Raw genomic sequence first — 20,072 nt, forward strand, 5'->3', positions numbered from 1 at the left:
CCCCTTATTTGAAATGAAAAAACCACTTTCACAGAATGGAAAGTGGTTACACACAACGAAAAATGCGTGAACAAGTTGTACCACTTCCCTACGCTAGCATGATCTAGGTCAGGTGATTAGGGTTGAGAACATGGTTCTCTCTCAGCTGGGCAGCACCCCTAGGGTATCGATGATAATTGAAATGAATCTATCTTTACCATCGCATGGTTTGAAAATTAAGTCAATCAGCGGGATGATGCGGATAGTTATCGCCGTTTTGGGGGTTGATGCAAAGGTGAAAGATAATTATGATTAGGTAAATGAATTAGTTGAAAGGGGAAGTAACGTGCTTGACTTGTCTACTTTAGGTGCATTTATTGTTGTGGTTATCGGTTTGTTTTTGATACCGGGGCCTGCTGTATTTTTAACAATCACACGAGCAGCGCAGGGAGGTCATAAAACGGGAATTATGACGGGGCTTGGCATTGCCACGGGCGATTTTCTACATGTATTGCTTGCCGCTGTCGGATTCTCGGCAATACTTATGACTTCTGCGGTTGCGTTTAATGTCGTGAAATTTGTGGGAGCAGCTTATTTATTATATATGGGGATTCGTGCGATTTTCGCGAAAACGGCAACCTCAAAGATGCCGGATGTATCACATGTTTCTGCAGCACGCGCTTATGGACATGGGGTTTTGGTAGAGGCTTTGAATCCCAAATCTGCACTCTTCTTTTTAGCTTTATTCCCGCAATTCGTTCATCCGGAAAAAGGATCGACCCTTGCCCAATTTTTAACGCTCGGAGTCATTTTTGTTGTAATGAGTATCCTCTATACATCGACTTTGTCGATTGGTACGGGAACAATCACGCGATGGATGAAGCGGGGGTCATCCGGGTTTGGCCGGTGGGGCAATAAATTTGTCGGTTTGGTCTATATCGTCATCGGTTTACGGGTAGTCTTCCAAAGCCGATAAGCGAATACTAAGGACAAGCTTGATTGTGTAGGGGCAGTCGCCAGCATAATTCGTTTTTTATTGAATCCAAAGTCCTGTTTCACTGATATGTGATAGGGAAACGCTGATATTGGCACCTCGAGCGCTGATTAGTCTCTTCTAAAGCAAACACTTGCATCATTTTAGCGTTGGATGTATTATAGTGACCAAGTGACCGGGAATGTATTTTGGTCATAAGGAGGACTCCTTTTGAAGCGAGGTGGAGAAATGGACCGTAGACAGGAGATCATGGCAGCGGCAGCCAAGTCATTTTCACTGTTCGGCTACAAGGCGACGACGATGGATCAGGTTGCCAAAATTGCAAATGTCGGCAAAGGGACCATCTATACGTTTTTTTCGAATAAAGAGGAATTGTTCAATGCCGTCGTGCTTAAAATGATCGATGAAATGCGAGAAGAGGCGGATGCCGTTTCTATGGAAGGCGCGTCGTTTGAGCAAAATGCACATGCCAGATTGATGCGCATGCTCAAGTTTCGTAAGACCCACCAATTATATGCCAAATTGATTGATGAAGAAAAAGAATTGCGTACCCCTGCCGTAAGCGAAGTTTTACAGGCGATCGAGCAAGAAATTGTTACCTATATTAAAGAAAAAATTGAAAAGGCGGTTGCGAAAGGCGAGTTGAAGCCTTGCGATACCGAATTGGTCGCCTACTTGCTATTCAAATCTTACCTTGCCCTTGTCGCGGATTGGAGCAAAAATCACGATGAAGAGCTTGGCGAAGAGCGGATTGCTACGTTATTAAGTGGAACCATTTTTAAAAGTCTCTTAGTTTGAGGCTTTTTTTTATCTTCATTCAGCAGAAGGCTCCCACCTCTATAGGTGGTGAGATGAATGCGGTTTTGTTTTCCTGTTCAGCGGGTGTCCAAACGCCCGCTGAACGAAGATAAAGCCTCCGGCGGATGTCACAGATTTTTTGGAGGAGCTTTTCTCCCGAAAGCGAAGGGCGCCTGCTTAGGTGCGACAGGCATAAGGCGAAGATGCGGCGTGGCGTTTTTTGCCACAGAGCAACTTTGACTTATGACCCGAGCTCCTGGCGCCCGGAGCTAGATGCGAGCGAGCTCGAAAAAATCTGGACGCAATTACGCCGAGGCGTAATTGATTTATATATGCCGGTTTGGGTAAAATGATCAATCAGTAAGCTTGAGAAAAAGCAATGACAGGTGCAGAGTGGAACAAGAAACAACGCTCCACCCCAAAAACGCCCCTTGGAGAAATTCTCTTCAAGGGGCTTATCCTTATTTACGAGCCTACAAAATCGCCGCCATCGACGTGGATTGTCTGACCTGTGATGTAAGTGGAATCTCCTGAAGCTAGGAATACATAAGCAGGAGCATTTTCGGCGGGTTGACCGCGGCGTTGCACAGGTGTGTCTGCTCCGTGCTGGGCCACTTTTTGTGCATCGAATGTCGCTGGGATGAGCGGTGTCCAGATGGGACCGGGTGCGACGGCGTTAACGCGGATTCCTTTTGGCGCGAGGTTCAGTGCGAGTGAACGGGTGAATGAAGTGATCGCTCCTTTGGTCGCCGAATAATCGATCAGCCCTGCTGAACCGTTATAGGCCGTGACGGAAGAGGTGTTGATGATGGTATCCCCTTTGGTCATATGGGCCAATGCCGCTTTCGACAAGTAGAATAGTCCGAAGAAATTCGTTTCGAATGTTTCGCGCAGTTGATCGGCTGAGATTGCGGAAATATCATTTTGCGGAAACTGCTTACCGGCATTGTTGACAAGAATGTTCAAGCTGCCTAATTCATCGATGACTTCGTCAATCAGTTGCTCGCAATGTTCTTCTTCGCTAATATCGATCCGAATTTTTAACGCTTTTCCACCATATCCCTCAATAAGCTGTACGGTTTTGGCGGCGTCTGCGTCTTCTTTTTCATCGAGATAGGCGATGGCGACGTTGGCACCTTCTTTGGCAAAGGCGACCGCGACGGCACGTCCAATTCCACTATCCCCGCCTGTAATCAAAGCGTTTTTCCCTTTCAATTTACCTGATCCTTTATAATTTTTATCGTCATAGATCGGCTCGGGTTGCATTTCCGATTCGATACCGGGTTGCTCGTTCTGTGTTTGCGGGGGCACTTTGTTGTTGATTTTTTCAAATTGATCTTGTGACAAAATAATTCCTCCTTCAATTGATCTCTAAAAGAACTATTCCCCGAATCGATTTCAATAAACAATTTGCAGCTTGCCGAAGTGTCGAACGGCACATATCCGTTTGATTTTTATGAACAAAATGATTTTAAAGAATTTTACCCTTTTAATAAAAGAAGGCTTATAAAATAGTTGACATTCTGATAACATAGAGAGGGCTATTATACATAATTAAGATATTAATTGATTACAAAATAGTTAGTAGACGTCAGCAATAAATATCAAGGGGAAGAAGGAGAAAAAATGGAATTTGCTACTTTATTGGGAATCACAATTTCATCAGCAGCAATGATTGCTTTGCTGAAGATTATTGCGATTGATATCGTTCTATCTGGTGATAATGCGATCGTCATCGCGATGGCGACTCGTAATTTACCAACAGAACTGCGAAACAAAGCAATTTTATGGGGAACAGGTGGGGCTGTTGCGCTACGTATCCTATTTGCAATCATCATCGTTTGGTTACTGAAAATTCCTTTTGTCAATTTGATCGGGGGATTGCTTCTTTTATGGATCGCTTATAAAGTGCTTGTCGGCGGTGAAGAGGATGCGAATATCTCTGCACACGCTGGCTTGAAGGCTGCAATTGGGACAATCATTTTAGCCGATGTGGTGATGAGTCTGGATAATGTTATTGCAGTTGCAGGTGCGGCAGATGGCCATATTATTATGATTGCAGTCGGTATTGCGATCAGTATTCCGATTATGATTTTCGGTTCGAAATTTATCGTCAAAGCGATGGATAAATATAGCTGGATCGGTTATATCGGATCAGGGATTCTTGCTTGGACGGCAGGCGAGATGATTCTTAAGGACAAGCAAGTAGTTGCGTTCTTAGACATCCAAAGTGGAGTTGTTACATATTTGATCGTTGCTGCTTTAACAGCTCTTGTATTGGGCTTAGGTTATTTAGCAAATAAAAAAGTTGCAACGAGAGAAGTGAATCAAGCCGGTTGATGGAAAGGCTGTTCAGAAAGTCAGTTTAAACTGATTTTCTGGACAGCCTTTTTTTTACGATTCTGCAATGATTAAAGTTGTATTTGTATTTTTGAATGGATCAGCGATTTCCTTTGGAAGGTGATCTGTCACGATGTAGTCAATTTTTTCAAGAGGGGCAATCCCGATGGTGACATTTTTATCGAACTTCGTACTATCAGCGGCCACATATACTTCTTTTGATAATTCGATCATTTTTTTTCGGGTGATGGCTTCTTCCAAGTTGTAGTCGGAGATCCCTTTTTCAACAGTGATGCCACTGGCGCAGATAAATGCTTTCAGTATATTTAATTCATCAAAATTAAATAAGAATTCAAAGGCGGTTACAGATTGTTCATTCTTTCTTATTTTTCCTCCGATAATAAACAATTCAACGTCACTTGTGAGCAATTCATTTACTACGGGAATGGAATTGGTTACAACAGTGAGATTTTTTTTGCTTTTAATATATTTTGCGATTTGGTAGGTTGTTGAGCCGCTATCCAAATAAATGCAATCGCCGTCATGAATAGATTCACTGCATTTTTGTGCAATCCGTTCTTTTTCCTTTAGCCGACTGATCATACGTAGATCAATGGTGGACTCCCCGAAATTCGATTCAACCGATTTAATGCCTCCGTAAATTTTTTCGATTTTCCCTTCCGAAGCAAGTTGATTGATATCTCTCCGTAATGTTTCGACAGAAATATTCAGTTCTTTGGCCAGCTCGGCTATTTTAAGGACTTTTTTTATCATCAGTAAATCAAGAATCTTCTTTTGTCTCTCCAGTGGAAACATATAGACACCTCTCTCTGTGTTTAAGATCGCTTAATTGAAGTGTACGCATTGTTCATTAACTGTTCAACAGTCTTGCGTAAAGAGTATGTAAATACTACATAATATGACCACGAGTTAGTAAAGAGTTGTTCATAATTTACAGGATATTTACATAAATCATGATGTGTATTTACAATCCCCTTTTATACTAAAGTTGTGTTTCGGGGAGGTGGAACGTTTGCTGCAATTACAAAACATCGGCAAACAATTTGATCAAAAAGTTGTTTTGGATGGGATTCATCTGGACATTCAGGCAGGGGAGATTGTTTCTCTATTAGGTCCGAGCGGGAGTGGGAAAACAACATTATTGAATATTATTTTAGGGTTAACGAAGATGGACAGCGGCAAAATCATTTTTAATGGCGAGGATTTGACGAATGTTCCCATGAAGCGCCGCGGGTTTAATATTGTTTTTCAGGATTACGCGTTATTCCCGCATTTAAATGCGTACGACAATATCGTCTATGGATTAAGAAACAAGAAGGGGACTGTGACAGAGAAGGAACTTCAGGATTACATTGAATTCTTAGGATTGCAGCCCCATTTAACAAAGAAAATTGGAGAATTGTCAGGTGGTCAGAAACAGCGGGTCGCGCTTGCGCGTACATTGGTCACGAAGCCGAAACTATTATTATTGGATGAGCCATTGAGCGCATTGGACGGTGTCATTAAAGAATCCATTAAACAACGCATTCAATCGATTGCCAAAGAATTTAAACTGACAACGATTATTGTGACGCACGACCCCGAAGAGGCGCTGACATTGTCGGATAAAATTTTAATCATCAATGAAGGATCGATTGCTCAATTTGGCACACCGCATGAAATCATCAACGAGCCAAGCAATGATTTTGTGAAGGAATTTATTTTGAAGCAATTACAGATCAAGAGACAAAATATCTATCACTTATTTGGTGACAAAAATGCCTAATGTCAAACCGGCAATGCGGGCCATTTATATTCCGATCTTATTATTCTTTGCAGCTTTTCTAGTTGTGCCGCTCGGCGTGTTGTTTGTCCGTTCATTTGAAACGGGGGAGGGATTCAATCTCTCGAATTATGTGGCAGTCCTGTCAAATGGGGAGCTGATGATGTCCATCGGCAACAGTATTAAAATCTCGGGTCTTGCGGCTGTTATTACGACTGTTTTAGCCTTTACCTTGGCCTACGCCGTCAATTGCACAAGAATATACCGACCTTTAAAAGCGGCGATTAAAATAGGGATTCTGCTTCCGATGCTTCTTCCTACGATTACGTATGGATTTGCGATTATCTATTCTTTCGGTAATCAAGGATTACTTACAAAAATCATCGGACGCAACCTGTTTGAGATTTACGGATTTAACGGGTTACTGATCGGCTATGTCATCTATACAGTACCAGCGGCGTTTCTGCTCATACATAACTCGTTCAAGTATATCGATAAAAAATTCATCGTTGTTTCCAAGTTGATGGGAGATGGCATCCTAAGGAGTTTTAGCAATACCATTATTCGTCCATTAGTGGGAACTTTAGGTGGGGCCTTTGTTCTGTCCTTCATCTTGAGTTTTACGGATTTCGGCATACCGGCTTCCATCGGAGGGACGTATACGGTCGTAGCGACGCAGTTGTATCAAGTCATGCTCGGTTCCATCCCGAATTTTAATCATGGCGCTGTCATTGCGGTTCTGATGTTGCTGCCGGCAGTATTTGGTGTGTTGTTATTGAACTATCTCGAGAAATTGAATTTCCACTATGACAAGTTTACCGAAATGGAGCCCATGCAACATAAAGGAAGAGATATTAGCTTTGGGATGATTTCGACGGTGATTGTAACGGGCATGCTTTCCGTTTTTGCGGTGATGTTTATTGCGCCATTTCTCAACAGTTTCCCATACGATCTATCGTTTACGCTGCAACATTTTGTGGACACATTCCAATCGAGTGATTTAACGACGGTTTATAAAAACTCATTGTTCGTGGCATTATTGACAGCCGTATTCGGTACGTGCATCGCGTTTTGTTCGGCGGTTTTAAATGTCCGGACAGGTATAAAAGGGAAATCGTCAATGGACATCACATCCATGATGACGAATACAGTGCCCGGCATGGTGTTAGGTCTATCGTATTTACTATTTTTCAATGGCAGTAGTTTAAAAGGGACATTTCTTATTCTTGTGCTTTGTAACATTGTCCATTATTTCACAACACCTTATTTAATGGCGAAAAACGCTTTAGCGAAGATGAACCCGTCTTGGGAAACGACTGGCGAGTTATTGGGCGATAGCTGGATCAAAACCGTTTACCGGGTCATCCTTCCCAACGCAGCGGCGACCGTAGTGGAAATGTTCAGCTACTATTTTATCAATGCAATGGTCACCATCAGCGGCATCATCTTTTTAGTGACAGCGCAAACGTCATTAGTCGCGAGTAAGATTAAAGAGCTGCAACATTTTGCTAAATTCAATGAAATATTCATCTTATCCATCTTGATTTTCATAACAAATTTAGCTGTAAAATTGCTTGCTGATTATTATCAAAAAAGGAAACTTAAACATCTATGAGGAGGTTGTTTTTGTGAAAAAGATGAAGGGGATTTTACTGTCGTTAGTCATTCTAAGCTTACTGGCTATCGTAGCAGGCTGTAGTAGCGGCAAAGCCGCCGGAGGGGAAATTATCATTTATACGAATGGAGATGAAGCAGCGTCTGAAGCGATGAAGCGTGCATTGGATGGGGCGGGGTACGAAGGGCAATATGTGCTTCAATCAGTAGGTACTTCGGAATTAGGCGGAAAACTGCTGGCTGAGGGCGATCACATCGAGGCTGATCTCGTAACGATGAGTTCGTATTTCATCGAAAGTGCGCAGCAGCAACATAAGATGTTCAAAGATTTAACATTTAGTACAACGGCATTAGATGAGTATCCAGCGTATTATACACCGGTTTTGGCCAATACAGGTGCCATTTTTGTCAATACAGAAGTGCTGAAGCAAAAAGAATTGCCAATACCCACATCGATTAAAGATTTAGCAAAACCGGAATTTCAAGGGCTGGTGTCCATTCCAAATATTATGGATTCCTCAACGGGCTGGTTGTTGATCCAAGCGATCATTAGCCAATACGGAGAAGAAGAGGGACAAACGATTTTGCAAGCATTAGTTGCCAATAGTGGTCCGCATGTTGAAAGTTCAGGTTCAGGTCCGATTAAGAAAGTGCAAGCGGGAGAAGTGGCTGCCGGTTTCGGATTGCGTTATCAAGCCGTGATGGCGAAAGAAAACGGCTTGCCAATTGACTTTATCGATCCGATAGAGGGCAATTTTTCACTGACAGAATCAGTGGCTGTTGTCAAAAAAGATGAAGCAACAACGACATTAGCAATGGAAATGGCAGAAGTCATCATTCAAGATGCCCGAAAAGAGTTGCTCACACATTATCCGGTCGCACTCTATGAAGGAGAAACGGTGACCGATGTGAACAAACCAGCACATTCCATGAAATTTGAACAACCGTTAACGGTGGAGTTGTTACAACAACATCAGGAATTTTTCAAATCTGCTAAATAAAATGAGGAGTGGAAGCAAATGAATACTTATAAATTATTGACACCAGGTCCATTGACAACGACAAAAACGGTGAAAGAGGAAATGCTTTTAGACCGTTGTACATGGGATCAAGAGTATAAAGACATCACGCAAAAAATCAGAACGCAATTGCTTGAATTCGCATCCGCTCCACAAGAGTTATACACGACGGTGCTCATGCAAGGAAGTGGTACATTCGTTGTGGAGTCTGTGCTGACAACGGCAATTGGTGAACAAGATAAGGTGTTAATTGTCACGAATGGCGCGTATGGGGAACGGATTGTGAAGATGGCTCAATATATTGGACTAGATTATGTTGAATACGGCGTGGCTTACAATGAGTACCCAGAGGAAAAGGATATTAGACGCATTTTAGAAGAAGATCAGCGGATTACGCATATTGTAATGGTACATTGTGAAACCACGACAGGGATTTTGAATCCGCTTGATATGATTTCGAAGCTGGTGAAGGAATTTGATAAGACGTTGATCATTGATGCGATGAGCAGCTTTGGTGGGATCGACATTGATGTGGCTGAGCTAGGGATTGATTATTTGATCAGCAGTGCCAATAAATGTATTCAAGGAGTTCCGGGGTTTGGCTTTGTCATCGCCAATCTCGAGAAGCTTAAAGCGTGTGAAGGGAATGCGCGCAGTTTGTCACTCGATCTATACGACCAATGGAAAGAGATGGACAAGGACGGAAAATGGCGTTACACATCACCGACACATGTAGTGGCTGCATTCGCGAAGGCGATGGAAGAGTTAGTGGAAGAAGGCGGCATCCCTGCCAGATTTGCACGCTATCAACAGAATAATCACCTGTTGCGAGAGCAACTGGAAAAAGTGGGTATCCATGCTTATATATCAGCCGACAAGCAATCGCCGATCATTACAACCTTCCTGTTTCCAAGTGAACAATTCAGCTTTGAACAATTTTATGCCTATGTAAAAGAGCGAGGCTATGTCATCTATCCAGGCAAGCTGACGGATGTCGATACATTCCGCATCGGCAATATTGGTGAAATCTATGAAGAAGATATCCACGAATTATGCACGATTATCGAAGAATATATGAAAGTGGTGGTAGCATGAATAAAGTAGAAGGCGTTATTTTTGATTGGGCCGGGACAACAGTGGATTTTGGCTGTTTTGCACCTGTTAATGTATTTGTAGATATCTTTAAAAATGCGGGCATTGACGTCACGATGGAAGAAGCGAGAGGGCCGATGGGCATGCTGAAAATCGACCATATCCGTGCGATGCTATCCATGCCAAGAGTTGCTGCATTATGGGAAGAAAAATACGGAAGAGCTTTTAGTGAGCAAGATGTGGACAAGTTGTATGCTGAATTTGAGCCTGCATTGATGGCTTCATTAGCTGATTATACTGATCCAATTCCGGGAGTCGTTGAGACAGTCGAAGCCTTACGGAAGCAAGGGTTAAAGATTGGCTCAACAACAGGCTATACGGCGACGATGATGGATGTCGTCGTTCCGAATGCCTTGAACAAAGGCTATGGTCCGGACTGTTATGTGACCGCAGATGATACGAATGGTTTGGGTAGACCGCATCCGTACATGATTTATCGGAATATGGAGCAGCTTACATTATCCGCTCCGTGGAAAGTCGTCAAAGTGGGCGATACGGTTTCAGATATTCAAGAAGGCGTGAACGCGGGTGTTTGGTCAGTCGGCGTTGTGATCGGTAGCTCGGAAATGGGCTTAAGCTTGGATGAATATCAGGCTTTGACACAATCCGAGCAAGAAGCGATCATTGCTAAAACGACAAGTGTTTTTAAGGAAAAGGGCGCGGACTTTACAATCCGAACAATGCGTGAACTTCCAGAGCTGATCGCTACGATCAATCAACTTCTATCAGAAGGACACAGACCCCATTCAATAGAACATTGAGTTTGCTAGGAAATAGGGATGGGAACTTTCAGAAATAATTTTCAATTTGTTGTAACGAAAATGATCCCACACAGTCTAATCCTATAACTAACAAAATAGAAAGGGTTGGTTATAGTGAAGAAATCATCTATTTGGATTGCCTTAACAGCCTTAGTAACCATTGCAGGCGCCTCGTTTATGTTTTGGGGCAATAAAGAAACGGTGACGGCATTTTCAACAAAGCCGTCGCAGGAAACGATTGAAACCGTCACATCGGCGGATGAGTTGAAAGCGTATTTTGAGCAAGCGAAAAAGAAACTTTCATGGATGAACCAGTCCGGGGTGGTTGAACAGGAATCTGCGGAGTCAACTGCGAAATCCGAGTCAAGCGATACGGCGAACGCAGCTGGAGATCATTCCACGACAAATAATCAGGTGGAAGGGATCGACGAAGCGGACTTGGTCAAGACGGATGGGGATTACATTTATTCCACACTTGGCAATGGCAAAGTCGTCATCACAGATATCCGTGATCCGAAAAAAATGAAAAAAGCCGCGGAAATTAACATGGAAGAAGGGTTTTACCCGAGCCAACTTTTCCTGCATGAGCAAACCCTGATCGTCTTGGGCAGTAAATATGAGCCCTACCCTTATGACGAAAAAGCAGATGCGCGCATCATGCCAATGATGAACGGCATGACAATGTTGCGGTTTTATTCCGTTGAACAACCGGAAAAGCCGAAACTGATTCGGGAAGTCGGGGCGGAAGGCTATTTGAATGGTGCCCGGAAAACAGGGGACTTGCTCTATGTGGTGACAAATGTTCAACCGAATTTCTGGATTATGGAGGATCTCGAAGGGGATGCCCTCCGTCCTCGTGTACTCGATACTATGGAAGGGGAGCAACCGGAACCGATCGATTATAAGGACATCGCCATTCTACCGGGCGCGATGGAGCCATCGTATTCGGTCATTACTGCAATTGATCTGTCATCGCCTGTGGACAATAAAGTCGTAACGAAAGGCTATCTTGGCAGTAGTGAACAGCTCTATATGTCGAAAGAAAACTTGTACTTGACGTCTACGATCTATGAAACTAGCACGTCTTCCGATGCTACCTCTAGTTCGATGATTTGGAATCCAGGGAATGCCAATAGTGAATTATTCAAATTCACATTGGATGGGACGACTGTCAAATTCGACAGTTCGGCTAAGTTGAAAGGACATTTGCTCAATCAGTTTTCAATGGATGAGCATAACGGCCATTTCCGGGTGGTCACAACGGAAGGTAATATGTGGGATGAAAAAAACCCGTCCAAAAACCATCTCTTCATTTTGGATGAAAAGCTGAACGTCACCGGTTCTGTGGAAGGACTGGCAAAAGGAGAGCGCATCTATTCCGCCCGCTTCATGGGCGACAAAGCATATATGGTCACATTCCGTGAAACCGATCCGCTCTTTGTCATTGATGTAGCAGACCCGGCTGCTCCGAAAGTACTCGGAGAATTGAAAATCCCGGGCTTCAGCAACTACTTGCATCCACTGGATGAAAATCATCTGATCGGATTCGGCTATGAAACGGTAGCGAAGAAAAATCCGGGAGGCAACGAACCGCTGATTTTAACGATGGGCATGAAAGTCTCCCTATTCGATGTGACTGATTTTGAAAATCCGAAAGAGAAGGATACGGAGATTATTGGCGGGCGAGGAACCTACTCACCAATTCAGTATGATCACAAAGCGCTATTCCAGCATAAGGAACGGAATCTCTATGGCTTCCCAGTCGTTACCTATAGCGAAAGCGAGAAAGAACATTATGTAGATTACCAAGGGTCCGGTGCGCTCGTCTATGAAATTACACCTGAAAAAGGCATTGTCTTGAAAGGTGACCTAGTAAAAGCGAAAAAAGCAGGGGAACAATATGGCGAGTGGGAAAAGGAAGTCCAGCGCATGCTGTACAGTAAAGACGAACTTTACACCCTTTCCATGAAGGAAATCAATAACTACTCCCTCGATACATTTGAGCCGATTGGAAATGTGAAGATTGATTGATAGGGAAATGTGAAAAGGTCCGGCCTTGTGCCGGACCTTTTCAATTTGATTAGGCGTTGCGCGATCAAAGTCGGAATCCAGCGCTCAAAGAACTCGTTGCGTGATCAAAGTAGGCCGCCAGCGCTCAAAGAAAGCGTCGCGTGATCAAAGTAGGCCGCCGGCGCTCAAAGAATACGCCATGTGATCAAAGTAGGAATCTAGCGCTCAAAGATTTCGCCGTGTGATCAAAGTAATGCACCAGCGCTCAAAGAGTCCGCCATGTGATCAAAGTAAGAATCTAGCGCTCAAAGATTTCGCCATGTGATCAAAGTAATGCACCAGCGCTCAAAGAACTCGTCGTGTGATCAAAGTCATCCTCTAGCGCTCAAAGAACTCGTCGTGCGCTCAAAGTCATCCTCCAACGCTCAAAGAAAGCGCTACGTGATCAAAGTAAACCCCTAGCGCTCAAAGAACTCGTCTTGTGATCAAAGTCATCCACCAGCGCTCAAAGAACTCGTCGTGCGCTCAAAGTCATCCTCCAACGCTCAAAGAAAGCGCTACGTGATCAAAGTAAGCCTTCAACGCTCAAAACACCACTCCTCGCGCTTATAAAAAGGGAAATAATGAGGCGATGTTTTCGGCTTCAGTTCGTTGTCATTTACGCTTTCCTTCGATAAGATAATGGAAAAGAGCTTTCGCGGGAGGCGTAACATGTCCGTTGTTGATAAAGAACTAGCGATCGAGTGTTGTTTGTTGGCTGGGCGCCTGATGATGGAAGCTGGCGCAGAAACATACCGGGTGGAAGATACGATGGAGCGCATGGCTGAAACTCAACAACTTCCTTCCACTCAGAGTTTTGTCACACCGACGGGGATCATCTTCACGCCGGGAAATCCTTATCATACAAAACTGATTCGTATTAAGAATCGATCGACGGATTTGGAAAAAGTGGCCTTGGTGAATGATGTATCTCGTAAGTTGTCTTCGGGTGAATATACCTTGGAACAGGCTTATGCCAAATTACGGGAAATCGAAAGAGGGTATGTCACGTTTCCGTTATGGTTGCAAATCATAGCTGCCGCTATTGCGAGCGGCTGTTTCTTAGTTTTGTATGAAGGTGTCTGGGGGGATGTTCCCGCTTCAATCGTTGCCGGGGGTGTCGGTTATAGTATTGTAATCGTTATTCAGGAGTTAACGAAGGTGAAGTTTTTCGCTGAGTTCATTGCGGCGCTTTTTATTGGGTTGATCGGATACTTTGCTGTGCAGACAGGTCTTGGTACAGAGCTCGATAAGATAATTATCGGATCGGTGATGCCGCTTGTCCCCGGACTTTTGATTACGAATGCGGTCAGGGATTTGATGGCTGGGCATTTTGTGTCGGGCTTGTCAAAAGGGGCGGAAGCCTTCCTCACCGCATTTGCCATCGGCGCAGGAGTAGCATTGGTGTTTTCTTTTTAGGAGAGAAGGTGAAGCAAGGTTTGACTTGGATCGTACAGGGGATGCTTAGTTTCCTCGCGGCTGCAGGATTCGGCATCCTGTTTAATGCGCCGCGCAGAATGTTGTTTTACTGTGGGTTGGTCGGGATGACAGGGTGGCTCATGTATAGCGTCTATGTCGGATGGTCCGATGATCCGATGCAAGCTTCGTTTCTTGGGGCGTTTGTCGTTGCGATTGTGGCTCATATTTTTGCACGTCGGTTCCGGATGCCGATGATCATTTTCAGCGTGGCGGGAATTATTCCGCTTGTACCGGGTGGAATGGCGTATAATGCGATGCGTCATACGGTGGAGAACGATTATTTATCGGCGATTTCATTTGCCTCTCGCGCCTTTATGGTGTCAGGCGCCATTGCGATGGGGCTTGTTTTTGCGGAAGTCATCATCCAATTGATTTTCCGTTCGATTGCAAAAAAGGGGAAAAGGATCATGTGAAAAAACGGAGTGCCTGATTGGAAAAGGCATTCCGTTTTATCTTTGTTTTTATTCAAATTGGATGTTGTCTGCCGTGACAGGTAGGCCGATATAATATCCTTGAACAGCGTCAACGCCCATTTCTTTTAATAGCTCGAACTGTTCTTTCGTTTCGACGCCTTCTGCGATGACATACAGTCCCATCGATTTACCGAACTGGATCATCCCTTCCACTAACTGCTGTGTTTTAGGATGTGTTAGTAAGGAGTTCGTGAAAATCCGGTCGATTTTGATTTTGGAGATGGGCAGCTGTTGCATATACCGGAAGGAAGCATAGCCCGTTCCGAAATCATCCAACACAAATTCAATGCCTTGTTCTTGCAATTCTTTCATCTGACGAAAGATGGATTGTTCTTCTTCGGCTTGAAAAGCAAAATTCTCCGTGATTTCGAGTTGGATCCGATTGGGAGGGCATCCGGTGGCTGCAAGGATATCAGTGATTCGATCTTTCATACGGGAATGGCTGAATTCCCGGACCGAGGAATTGACGGAAAGCTGGATAGGCTGTCCTTTTTGATCCCACTCAATGGCCAGTTTTGTCGCTTCTTCCAGCACAAATGCACCAATTTCAAGAATCAGGCCGTTTTCTTCAGCAATCGGGATCAGTTCGTCGGGTGAAATATTACCGAGCTCGTCGTCTTCCCATCTGACTAAGGCTTCGAAGACTGTAAATCGACCGGATGCAATATCCAGTTGTGGCTGGTAGACGACTTGAAAATTATTCAGATTGAGCGCTGTAAGCATTTTTCGATCAATCATAGCCCGTCGATTCAGTTCCTGATGCATTTTGGAGGACATGGAGACGATTTTTCGGCCTCCTTGCTGGATCACTTCTTTTGTGGCGGTTAGCGCCGTCATCATCAAATGCGTATACGTCTTTTGATCTTCAGGATAACGGACAATCCCTCCACTAATCGATAAAGGCAATGCCTTATGGTCGATGTAGATCGGTTGCTGCTCCAAGAAATCCAGAAAACCTTGGATATACCAATCGCCAAAAGGAGTAAGGACGACAAACTCGTTGACACCTACTCTGGCAATCGGGTTGTTTTGAAAATATCTTTTCAATCGATTGGAAAATGATTTCACAAGTTCTTTTTCCAATTCATACGAATGCAGGTCTTTCAATGTATAATAGTGATCGATGTTGATAAATACGAAAGAGAAGTGCTTTCCTTCCTCGATATATGTATTGGCGGTCAACTCCAATTTGTAGCGGCTCATCAAGCCTGTTTCAAAGTCGATGAATGCGACTTGCTGAAGCTGATCGCGCAGCTGGATATCGTTCGTAATATCGAGTTCCAAAAAAGTGTGGGAGAATTGTTTGTCGTCTGATTGTTGTACGGGAATGGCTAGCATCGTGACAAAATAAGGTTCGCCGGAGCGGGTCATTTTTTCAGCTGTGCCAAACCATGTTTTCCCACGGCTTAGACTAACCCAAATCTCATGGGCTTGGTTTTGGCCACTTTCCGTTTCGGGAAACATGTGCCAAAAACTTTTTCCGAGAATCCTTTTCGGTGTCCATTTGCTCGTGGTGAGAAAATTTTTATTGGCATAAGTGATCATACCGTCAGCATCTGTTCGGGTCACCATATAAAATTGTTCAAGACTTTTCATGATGTCCGGAAATTCCAGTATGAATTGTCCGTTCTCCGTTTTCATATCGATGTCTCCTTCAGTCAATTTAACTTGATTCAGCAAATCTTTTTGTACTGAAAGCAATGCGTCAGCTACAGAAGTCACCACTTCCATAAGTGGCTGTTGAAAATCTAGCAAGGCATACTTAGATACGTTCTATTATAAAACACATCTTCTAAGTGTACATCATAATTGTAACAATTCCTAACGAATTACTGTAATTGTTGATGATTCGTAAAGTTCATTCAGTCTAGGGTTTTAAATATAAGATCGCATACAAAAAATGCAAATGGAGAGTAGTATAGAGGTAGAGGTGAAGAGATGGGTCGATTAAAAGGTATTGTGATGATTGTATTAGGGGGCATATTTTGGGGAGCATCTGGCCCCATGTTGGAATGGATTCTTGTGAATAGTGGGATGTCTGTTCCTTCCGTGCTCATTATCCGTCTCTTGTTAGCTGGTTTGTTAATCCTTGCTTTTTTGAAAATAAAAGGTCAAAAAATTACGCTTCCGTTACGCCAAAAAGTGTGGGTCCGGCAATTGGTCATTTTTGGGGTATTCGGAATGCTGGGTGTCCAATATGCATTTTTGGCGTCGATTGACGAAAGTAATGCAGTGATTGCGACACTGTTTCAATTTCTCGCGCCCATTTATATTATACTTTTTATTTCATTGAGACAAAAAGCATGGCCGCCGATTGCACAAGTGCTCGGGATTGCCGTGACATTTATAGGATTGTTTTTATTGCTGACGAATGGATCGTTAGCGGGCTTCACGCTCAGTAAGATAGCGTTGTTCTGGGGAATTGTCGTCGGCTTGGCGTTTGCCTTTTACACCTTGTATCCTGTCCGTCTGATGCAGGAGTGGGGCGTGCTGTTGATGGTCGGCTGGGCGATGCTCATTGGCGGACTGGTGCTCTTTGCGATGAATAGCGTGACATTTTTCAAGGAACTCCATCATTTGCTGGAATGGAGGATGGCGGGGATGCTGGTCCTTGTCATTATCGTCGGAACGTTGGCGTTCGTGCTGTTCTTGGCGAGCATGAAATATATATCGCCTGTGGAGACGAGTGTTTTATCTAGTTTTGAACCACTGACAGCGATGGTCATATCCGTCCTCTGGCTCGGGCAAATGCTCGGCATCTGGCAAACCGCAGGAGCCATCATTATGCTGGGCGGGGTGACTTGGCTTTCCATTGCGGGAGGGAAGGCGAAAGAACAATAGGGAAGCGGCTCCCTATTGTTCTTTCTTTAGTCTTCCAAATAAGAGATCATTAGGCTGTCATCCGCCTCGATTTCGGTAGAGGCCGGGACGAGCAGGTGGACGATGATTTGCCGCGACATGCCACCGAAATTGCCACGTTTTTCCGCCTGTGTTTTAGTGAATTGACTCAATAGATAAGCATCTTGATAAGACGTATAGACAATTTCTTTTTCGGGAGGCGAATGGAAAACGACTTCGTCCCGATTCCATTCGGGAAGCGCATAGCCCATGAGATCAGAGAAATCGAGGTTATCCGCAATGAAGAGCGGCTTGTAAATCGTCTCTTCGATTAAGTCGTCGTGTTCACTTTTCCTTTCGATATAAATGGAAGGAGGTTCATCGTAGCTATCATAAGTAGCATTTTTTAATCGTAACGTTTCTCCTGTCGGATGTGTCCGGCTTTCTAAAATGAGCGAAGGGTCGATGGACGAAAGGTCTTTGCTCAGTATTTTATCACGTAAACTCTGATCGATTTGATCGGCTTCTTTCATTGTAAGCTGTTGTGGATATTCGGCAGAAGAAGTCTTATCCATGACACTGATGGCTATCGTTGCAAGAAGGAGAATCACGACATAGGCGCTGAAAAAAACATAGGTCATTTTTCGGTTCATCTGCCACATTTTCGGTCGAACACGTATGCCGCCATATACTGCGCCTAACACAAGCAATATTAACAAAAGAATGGGCATGAAGGCGATCATTTTCTCACCTCCATTTTATTCGTAATGGCCATTGAAATGATGAAAAAGGCAGCTACAGTGCACGACACTTTTAGAAGAAAGAGTAGAAATGACGTTTCCGCACCATAGAACAACACTACTTCTTCCAAAAAGCCTCCCCCTATGCCCAGTAGAAAATAAGGGAAAACGAAAATGGCGACGAGAATGAGTGGAATGACGAGTTTGCTTCGCTGGATGAAAGCCCCGATCATATACCCTAGGCCTGCAAATAACACTGTGTATAGAATGGCCGTCAAAATACGGATGGAAAAGTCATATGGTGTGTCGAACATACCAGCGGATTCAATGATGGCGGAATGGTTCCGAATCATCGTGACAAATTGGATCAGTGAGCCGGAAAGGCTTGCCGTAATCCCTCCGATTGTAGAAATCGATAACAGAAATAGGATGCTCGCAAGATGGTGGCTCATCCGGTTGGATACAAATGAGAATGCATCGTTGCGATGGGCAATCGTTGTCAAAAGAATCCCCATGGACAACGCCCATATCAATGTGAAACCAACAGCAGCATCATTCGAAGAAAATCTCTGGATGATCGTCAAAGAACCTAAGCCCATGCTACTACTATTTTCGAAACTTATAAAAATCCCGATCAGCTGCATGACGAGTAAAGATGTAAATACGCCTGTATAGGCATTCAATTTATAGCGGAATTGCTGTTTCACAACATCAATGAGTCGCGGTTCTGTCAAATACATCGTCGATTCCTCCTTTCGTTCCCTTTGTGAGTTGCAAGTATGCGTCATTGGCTGAAACGGGGATTATTTTAATGCCATCCTCTGTCAAACGAGCTTTTTCCTCCGTAGAGAATTTGTTTTCCACGATTGCTTCACTGGATAAGCCAGTTGTTTTTTGCTCTTTCACTTTTTTGTTCGTCAGATGGACGGGCAAGTGCTGTGGATGGCCAACTAGTTTTACGTACATCTCTTGGAGTTCTGTAATGGGGCCGTGGAAGTGAGCAGTGCCGTTATGGATGAGCAAAATATCTTCCAATAAGTCCTCGATTTCTTCCAGATGATGGATGGATAATAAAATCGTCCGCGGATGCGCGAGATAATCTTTTAATAATGCACGGTAAAAATCTTTACGCACGGCTGTATCCATGCCGTTTGTCGGCTCATCGAAAATCGTGAGCGGGCAATGGGCTGCGATGCCGATAATGGCATTGAACGTATTCTTTTTACCTTTGGATAGCTGGCTGTAATGGGCATTCGGATGAAAGCTGAAGTACTCGAAAAGCCGCTCAGCAAGCGGGGCATCCCAGTTGCTGTAAAAGCGCTTTGCCTCTCGTAAAATGTCTGTTAAATTCAATTTCTCTGGAAAACTCATCGTGTCGTCGATGAAAATCGAATTCGCCGACACTTTTAAACTATTGAAAGGATGCTCCCCGAAAACTTGCACGTCCCCGCTTGATTCCTTGATGAAGCCTGCAATTATTTTCATCAGCGTCGATTTACCAACCCCGTTCCGACCGATGATTCCGGTCAATACATCTTTTTCAATCGTGAAATTGAGATCATTCAAGACTGTATTGAACTTGAATGATTTTTTTACATTGTGGAACTCAATGACTGTCATGTGATTCCCTCCTTTTCCGCTCTGCATCGATCATGGACAGTAATTGTTTGTCATCGACATCGAGCAACTCTGCTTCGTTCAGCAATTCTTTAATGAGTTTTTGTAAAGTATCTTGTTTCCGTTTCGCAAGCAGTTTTGTCCGTGCATTCGGCGAAACAAACGTGCCAAGACCCCGGCGCTTATACACAATTTCAGCGTCGAGCAACAAGGTGAGCCCTTTGCCTGCAGTCGCCGGGTTAATATTGAAAAGCTCCGCAAGCTGGTATTGTGAATAAACTTTTTCGTCGGCTTGGAGTGTGCCATCGATAATGCCTTTTTCAATCCATTCCGCAATTTGAACGTAAATCGGCTTTGCATCATCCATATCGAGCATCCGCGTCACCTCCTGTTAATCAGTGCATTACTGTTGTAATGTACTATATGCTATTTGGAG

The 20,072-nt window shown here is 43.9% G+C and carries 19 protein-coding genes and 1 riboswitch; of the genes, 12 read left to right on the top strand and 7 right to left on the bottom strand.

Features of this window, described 5'->3' with window-relative positions:
- Positions 1-68: 68 nt before the first annotated feature.
- Positions 69-170: riboswitch (TPP riboswitch) on the bottom strand.
- A 155-nt stretch (positions 171-325) separates the two neighbouring features.
- Complete coding sequence (locus MHZ95_RS06965) at positions 326-955, top strand: LysE family translocator (RefSeq protein ID WP_239389883.1); 630 nt, start codon at positions 326-328, stop codon at positions 953-955.
- 246 nt (positions 956-1,201) lie between these two features.
- The gene (locus MHZ95_RS06970) at positions 1,202-1,771 is read left to right on the top strand and encodes a TetR/AcrR family transcriptional regulator (protein WP_239389972.1); all 570 of its coding nucleotides are present in this window, start codon (positions 1,202-1,204) and stop codon (positions 1,769-1,771) included.
- 465 nt (positions 1,772-2,236) lie between these two features.
- On the opposite strand, the gene MHZ95_RS06975 is transcribed toward MHZ95_RS06970, so the two are convergent.
- Positions 2,237-3,118: an SDR family oxidoreductase gene (locus MHZ95_RS06975; RefSeq protein WP_239389884.1), complete on the bottom strand. Its 882-nt coding sequence runs from the start codon at positions 3,116-3,118 to the stop codon at positions 2,237-2,239.
- A gap of 279 nt (positions 3,119-3,397) precedes the next feature.
- Between MHZ95_RS06975 and MHZ95_RS06980 the strand changes: the two genes are divergently transcribed.
- On the top strand, positions 3,398-4,111 hold the full coding sequence (locus MHZ95_RS06980; protein WP_239389885.1) for a TerC family protein: 714 nt from the start codon (positions 3,398-3,400) through the stop codon (positions 4,109-4,111).
- A gap of 54 nt (positions 4,112-4,165) precedes the next feature.
- Here MHZ95_RS06980 and MHZ95_RS06985 read toward each other — a convergent pair whose 3' ends face one another.
- Complete coding sequence (locus MHZ95_RS06985) at positions 4,166-4,927, bottom strand: DeoR/GlpR family DNA-binding transcription regulator (RefSeq protein ID WP_239389886.1); 762 nt, start codon at positions 4,925-4,927, stop codon at positions 4,166-4,168.
- Positions 4,928-5,144: 217 nt separating this feature from the next.
- Between MHZ95_RS06985 and MHZ95_RS06990 the strand changes: the two genes are divergently transcribed.
- From MHZ95_RS06990 to MHZ95_RS07025, 8 genes are all read left to right on the top strand, one after another.
- Positions 5,145-5,897, top strand: a complete 753-nt coding sequence (locus MHZ95_RS06990) for an ABC transporter ATP-binding protein (RefSeq protein WP_239389887.1) — start codon at positions 5,145-5,147, stop codon at positions 5,895-5,897.
- The gene (locus tag MHZ95_RS06995) at positions 5,890-7,509 is read left to right on the top strand and encodes an ABC transporter permease subunit (RefSeq protein WP_239389888.1); all 1,620 of its coding nucleotides are present in this window, start codon (positions 5,890-5,892) and stop codon (positions 7,507-7,509) included. The genes MHZ95_RS06990 and MHZ95_RS06995 overlap by 8 nt, the downstream gene beginning before the upstream one ends.
- Positions 7,510-7,531: 22 nt before the next feature.
- Entirely contained in the window at positions 7,532-8,509 is a 978-nt protein-coding gene (locus tag MHZ95_RS07000) for an ABC transporter substrate-binding protein (RefSeq protein WP_239389973.1), read from the top strand.
- Between the two features lie 18 nt (positions 8,510-8,527).
- Positions 8,528-9,622, top strand: a complete 1,095-nt coding sequence (gene phnW, locus MHZ95_RS07005; protein ID WP_239389889.1) for a 2-aminoethylphosphonate--pyruvate transaminase — start codon at positions 8,528-8,530, stop codon at positions 9,620-9,622.
- A complete protein-coding gene (gene phnX / locus MHZ95_RS07010) occupies positions 9,619-10,440 on the top strand; it encodes a phosphonoacetaldehyde hydrolase (protein WP_239389890.1) in 822 nt (273 codons plus the stop codon). The genes phnW and phnX overlap by 4 nt, the downstream gene beginning before the upstream one ends.
- Positions 10,441-10,554: 114 nt before the next feature.
- Positions 10,555-12,471 carry a beta-propeller domain-containing protein gene (locus MHZ95_RS07015; RefSeq protein ID WP_239389891.1) on the top strand — a complete coding sequence of 639 codons (1,917 nt, stop codon included), beginning with the start codon at positions 10,555-10,557 and terminating at the stop codon, positions 12,469-12,471.
- A gap of 690 nt (positions 12,472-13,161) precedes the next feature.
- Positions 13,162-13,908: a threonine/serine exporter family protein gene (locus tag MHZ95_RS07020; protein ID WP_239389892.1), complete on the top strand. Its 747-nt coding sequence runs from the start codon at positions 13,162-13,164 to the stop codon at positions 13,906-13,908.
- A 20-nt stretch (positions 13,909-13,928) separates the two neighbouring features.
- Positions 13,929-14,381, top strand: coding sequence for a threonine/serine exporter family protein (locus MHZ95_RS07025; RefSeq protein ID WP_239389893.1), 453 nt, complete (start codon positions 13,929-13,931; stop codon positions 14,379-14,381).
- Between the two features lie 48 nt (positions 14,382-14,429).
- Here MHZ95_RS07025 and MHZ95_RS07030 read toward each other — a convergent pair whose 3' ends face one another.
- Positions 14,430-16,082, bottom strand: a complete 1,653-nt coding sequence (locus MHZ95_RS07030) for a sensor domain-containing protein (RefSeq protein WP_239389894.1) — start codon at positions 16,080-16,082, stop codon at positions 14,430-14,432.
- Between the two features lie 297 nt (positions 16,083-16,379).
- On the opposite strand from MHZ95_RS07030, the gene MHZ95_RS07035 reads away from it, so the two are divergent.
- A complete protein-coding gene (locus MHZ95_RS07035; protein ID WP_239389895.1) occupies positions 16,380-17,282 on the top strand; it encodes a DMT family transporter in 903 nt (300 codons plus the stop codon).
- A gap of 26 nt (positions 17,283-17,308) precedes the next feature.
- On the opposite strand, the gene MHZ95_RS07040 is transcribed toward MHZ95_RS07035, so the two are convergent.
- Genes MHZ95_RS07040 through MHZ95_RS07055 form a run of 4 tightly spaced genes read right to left on the bottom strand, consistent with a single transcriptional unit; the run spans position 17,309 to position 20,012 of the window.
- Positions 17,309-18,022: a hypothetical protein gene (locus tag MHZ95_RS07040; protein WP_239389897.1), complete on the bottom strand. Its 714-nt coding sequence runs from the start codon at positions 18,020-18,022 to the stop codon at positions 17,309-17,311.
- On the bottom strand, positions 18,019-18,759 hold the full coding sequence (locus tag MHZ95_RS07045) for a hypothetical protein (RefSeq protein ID WP_239389898.1): 741 nt from the start codon (positions 18,757-18,759) through the stop codon (positions 18,019-18,021). The genes MHZ95_RS07040 and MHZ95_RS07045 overlap by 4 nt, the downstream gene beginning before the upstream one ends.
- Positions 18,731-19,639 carry an ATP-binding cassette domain-containing protein gene (locus tag MHZ95_RS07050; RefSeq protein ID WP_239389899.1) on the bottom strand — a complete coding sequence of 303 codons (909 nt, stop codon included), beginning with the start codon at positions 19,637-19,639 and terminating at the stop codon, positions 18,731-18,733. Before MHZ95_RS07050 ends, MHZ95_RS07045 begins: the two co-directional genes overlap by 29 nt.
- Positions 19,626-20,012 carry a GntR family transcriptional regulator gene (locus MHZ95_RS07055; protein ID WP_239389900.1) on the bottom strand — a complete coding sequence of 129 codons (387 nt, stop codon included), beginning with the start codon at positions 20,010-20,012 and terminating at the stop codon, positions 19,626-19,628. The genes MHZ95_RS07050 and MHZ95_RS07055 overlap by 14 nt, the downstream gene beginning before the upstream one ends.
- Positions 20,013-20,072 lie beyond the last annotated feature (60 nt).

This window comes from Sporosarcina sp. ACRSM (genome assembly GCF_022346545.1).
Classification (GTDB): domain Bacteria; phylum Bacillota; class Bacilli; order Bacillales_A; family Planococcaceae; genus Sporosarcina.

What these genes read in the sequence shown, in the direction of transcription:
- MHZ95_RS07030 (WP_239389894.1), bottom strand. Translation starts at nt 16,082, where the DNA reads ATGAAAACGGAGAACGGACAATTCATACTGGAATTTCCGGACATCATG.
- MHZ95_RS07055 (WP_239389900.1), bottom strand. Translation starts at nt 20,012, where the DNA reads ATGCTCGATATGGATGATGCAAAGCCGATTTACGTTCAAATTGCGGAA.
- MHZ95_RS06970 (WP_239389972.1), top strand. Translation starts at nt 1,202, where the DNA reads ATGGACCGTAGACAGGAGATCATGGCAGCGGCAGCCAAGTCATTTTCA.
- MHZ95_RS06995 (WP_239389888.1), top strand. Translation starts at nt 5,890, where the DNA reads ATGCCTAATGTCAAACCGGCAATGCGGGCCATTTATATTCCGATCTTA.
- MHZ95_RS07020 (WP_239389892.1), top strand. Translation starts at nt 13,162, where the DNA reads ATGTCCGTTGTTGATAAAGAACTAGCGATCGAGTGTTGTTTGTTGGCT.
- MHZ95_RS06980 (WP_239389885.1), top strand. Translation starts at nt 3,398, where the DNA reads ATGGAATTTGCTACTTTATTGGGAATCACAATTTCATCAGCAGCAATG.
- MHZ95_RS07000 (WP_239389973.1), top strand. Translation starts at nt 7,532, where the DNA reads ATGAAGGGGATTTTACTGTCGTTAGTCATTCTAAGCTTACTGGCTATC.
- phnW (WP_239389889.1), top strand. Translation starts at nt 8,528, where the DNA reads ATGAATACTTATAAATTATTGACACCAGGTCCATTGACAACGACAAAA.
- MHZ95_RS07050 (WP_239389899.1), bottom strand. Translation starts at nt 19,639, where the DNA reads ATGACAGTCATTGAGTTCCACAATGTAAAAAAATCATTCAAGTTCAAT.
- phnX (WP_239389890.1), top strand. Translation starts at nt 9,619, where the DNA reads ATGAATAAAGTAGAAGGCGTTATTTTTGATTGGGCCGGGACAACAGTG.
- MHZ95_RS06985 (WP_239389886.1), bottom strand. Translation starts at nt 4,927, where the DNA reads ATGTTTCCACTGGAGAGACAAAAGAAGATTCTTGATTTACTGATGATA.
- MHZ95_RS07035 (WP_239389895.1), top strand. Translation starts at nt 16,380, where the DNA reads ATGGGTCGATTAAAAGGTATTGTGATGATTGTATTAGGGGGCATATTT.
- MHZ95_RS07045 (WP_239389898.1), bottom strand. Translation starts at nt 18,759, where the DNA reads ATGTATTTGACAGAACCGCGACTCATTGATGTTGTGAAACAGCAATTC.
- MHZ95_RS07040 (WP_239389897.1), bottom strand. Translation starts at nt 18,022, where the DNA reads ATGATCGCCTTCATGCCCATTCTTTTGTTAATATTGCTTGTGTTAGGC.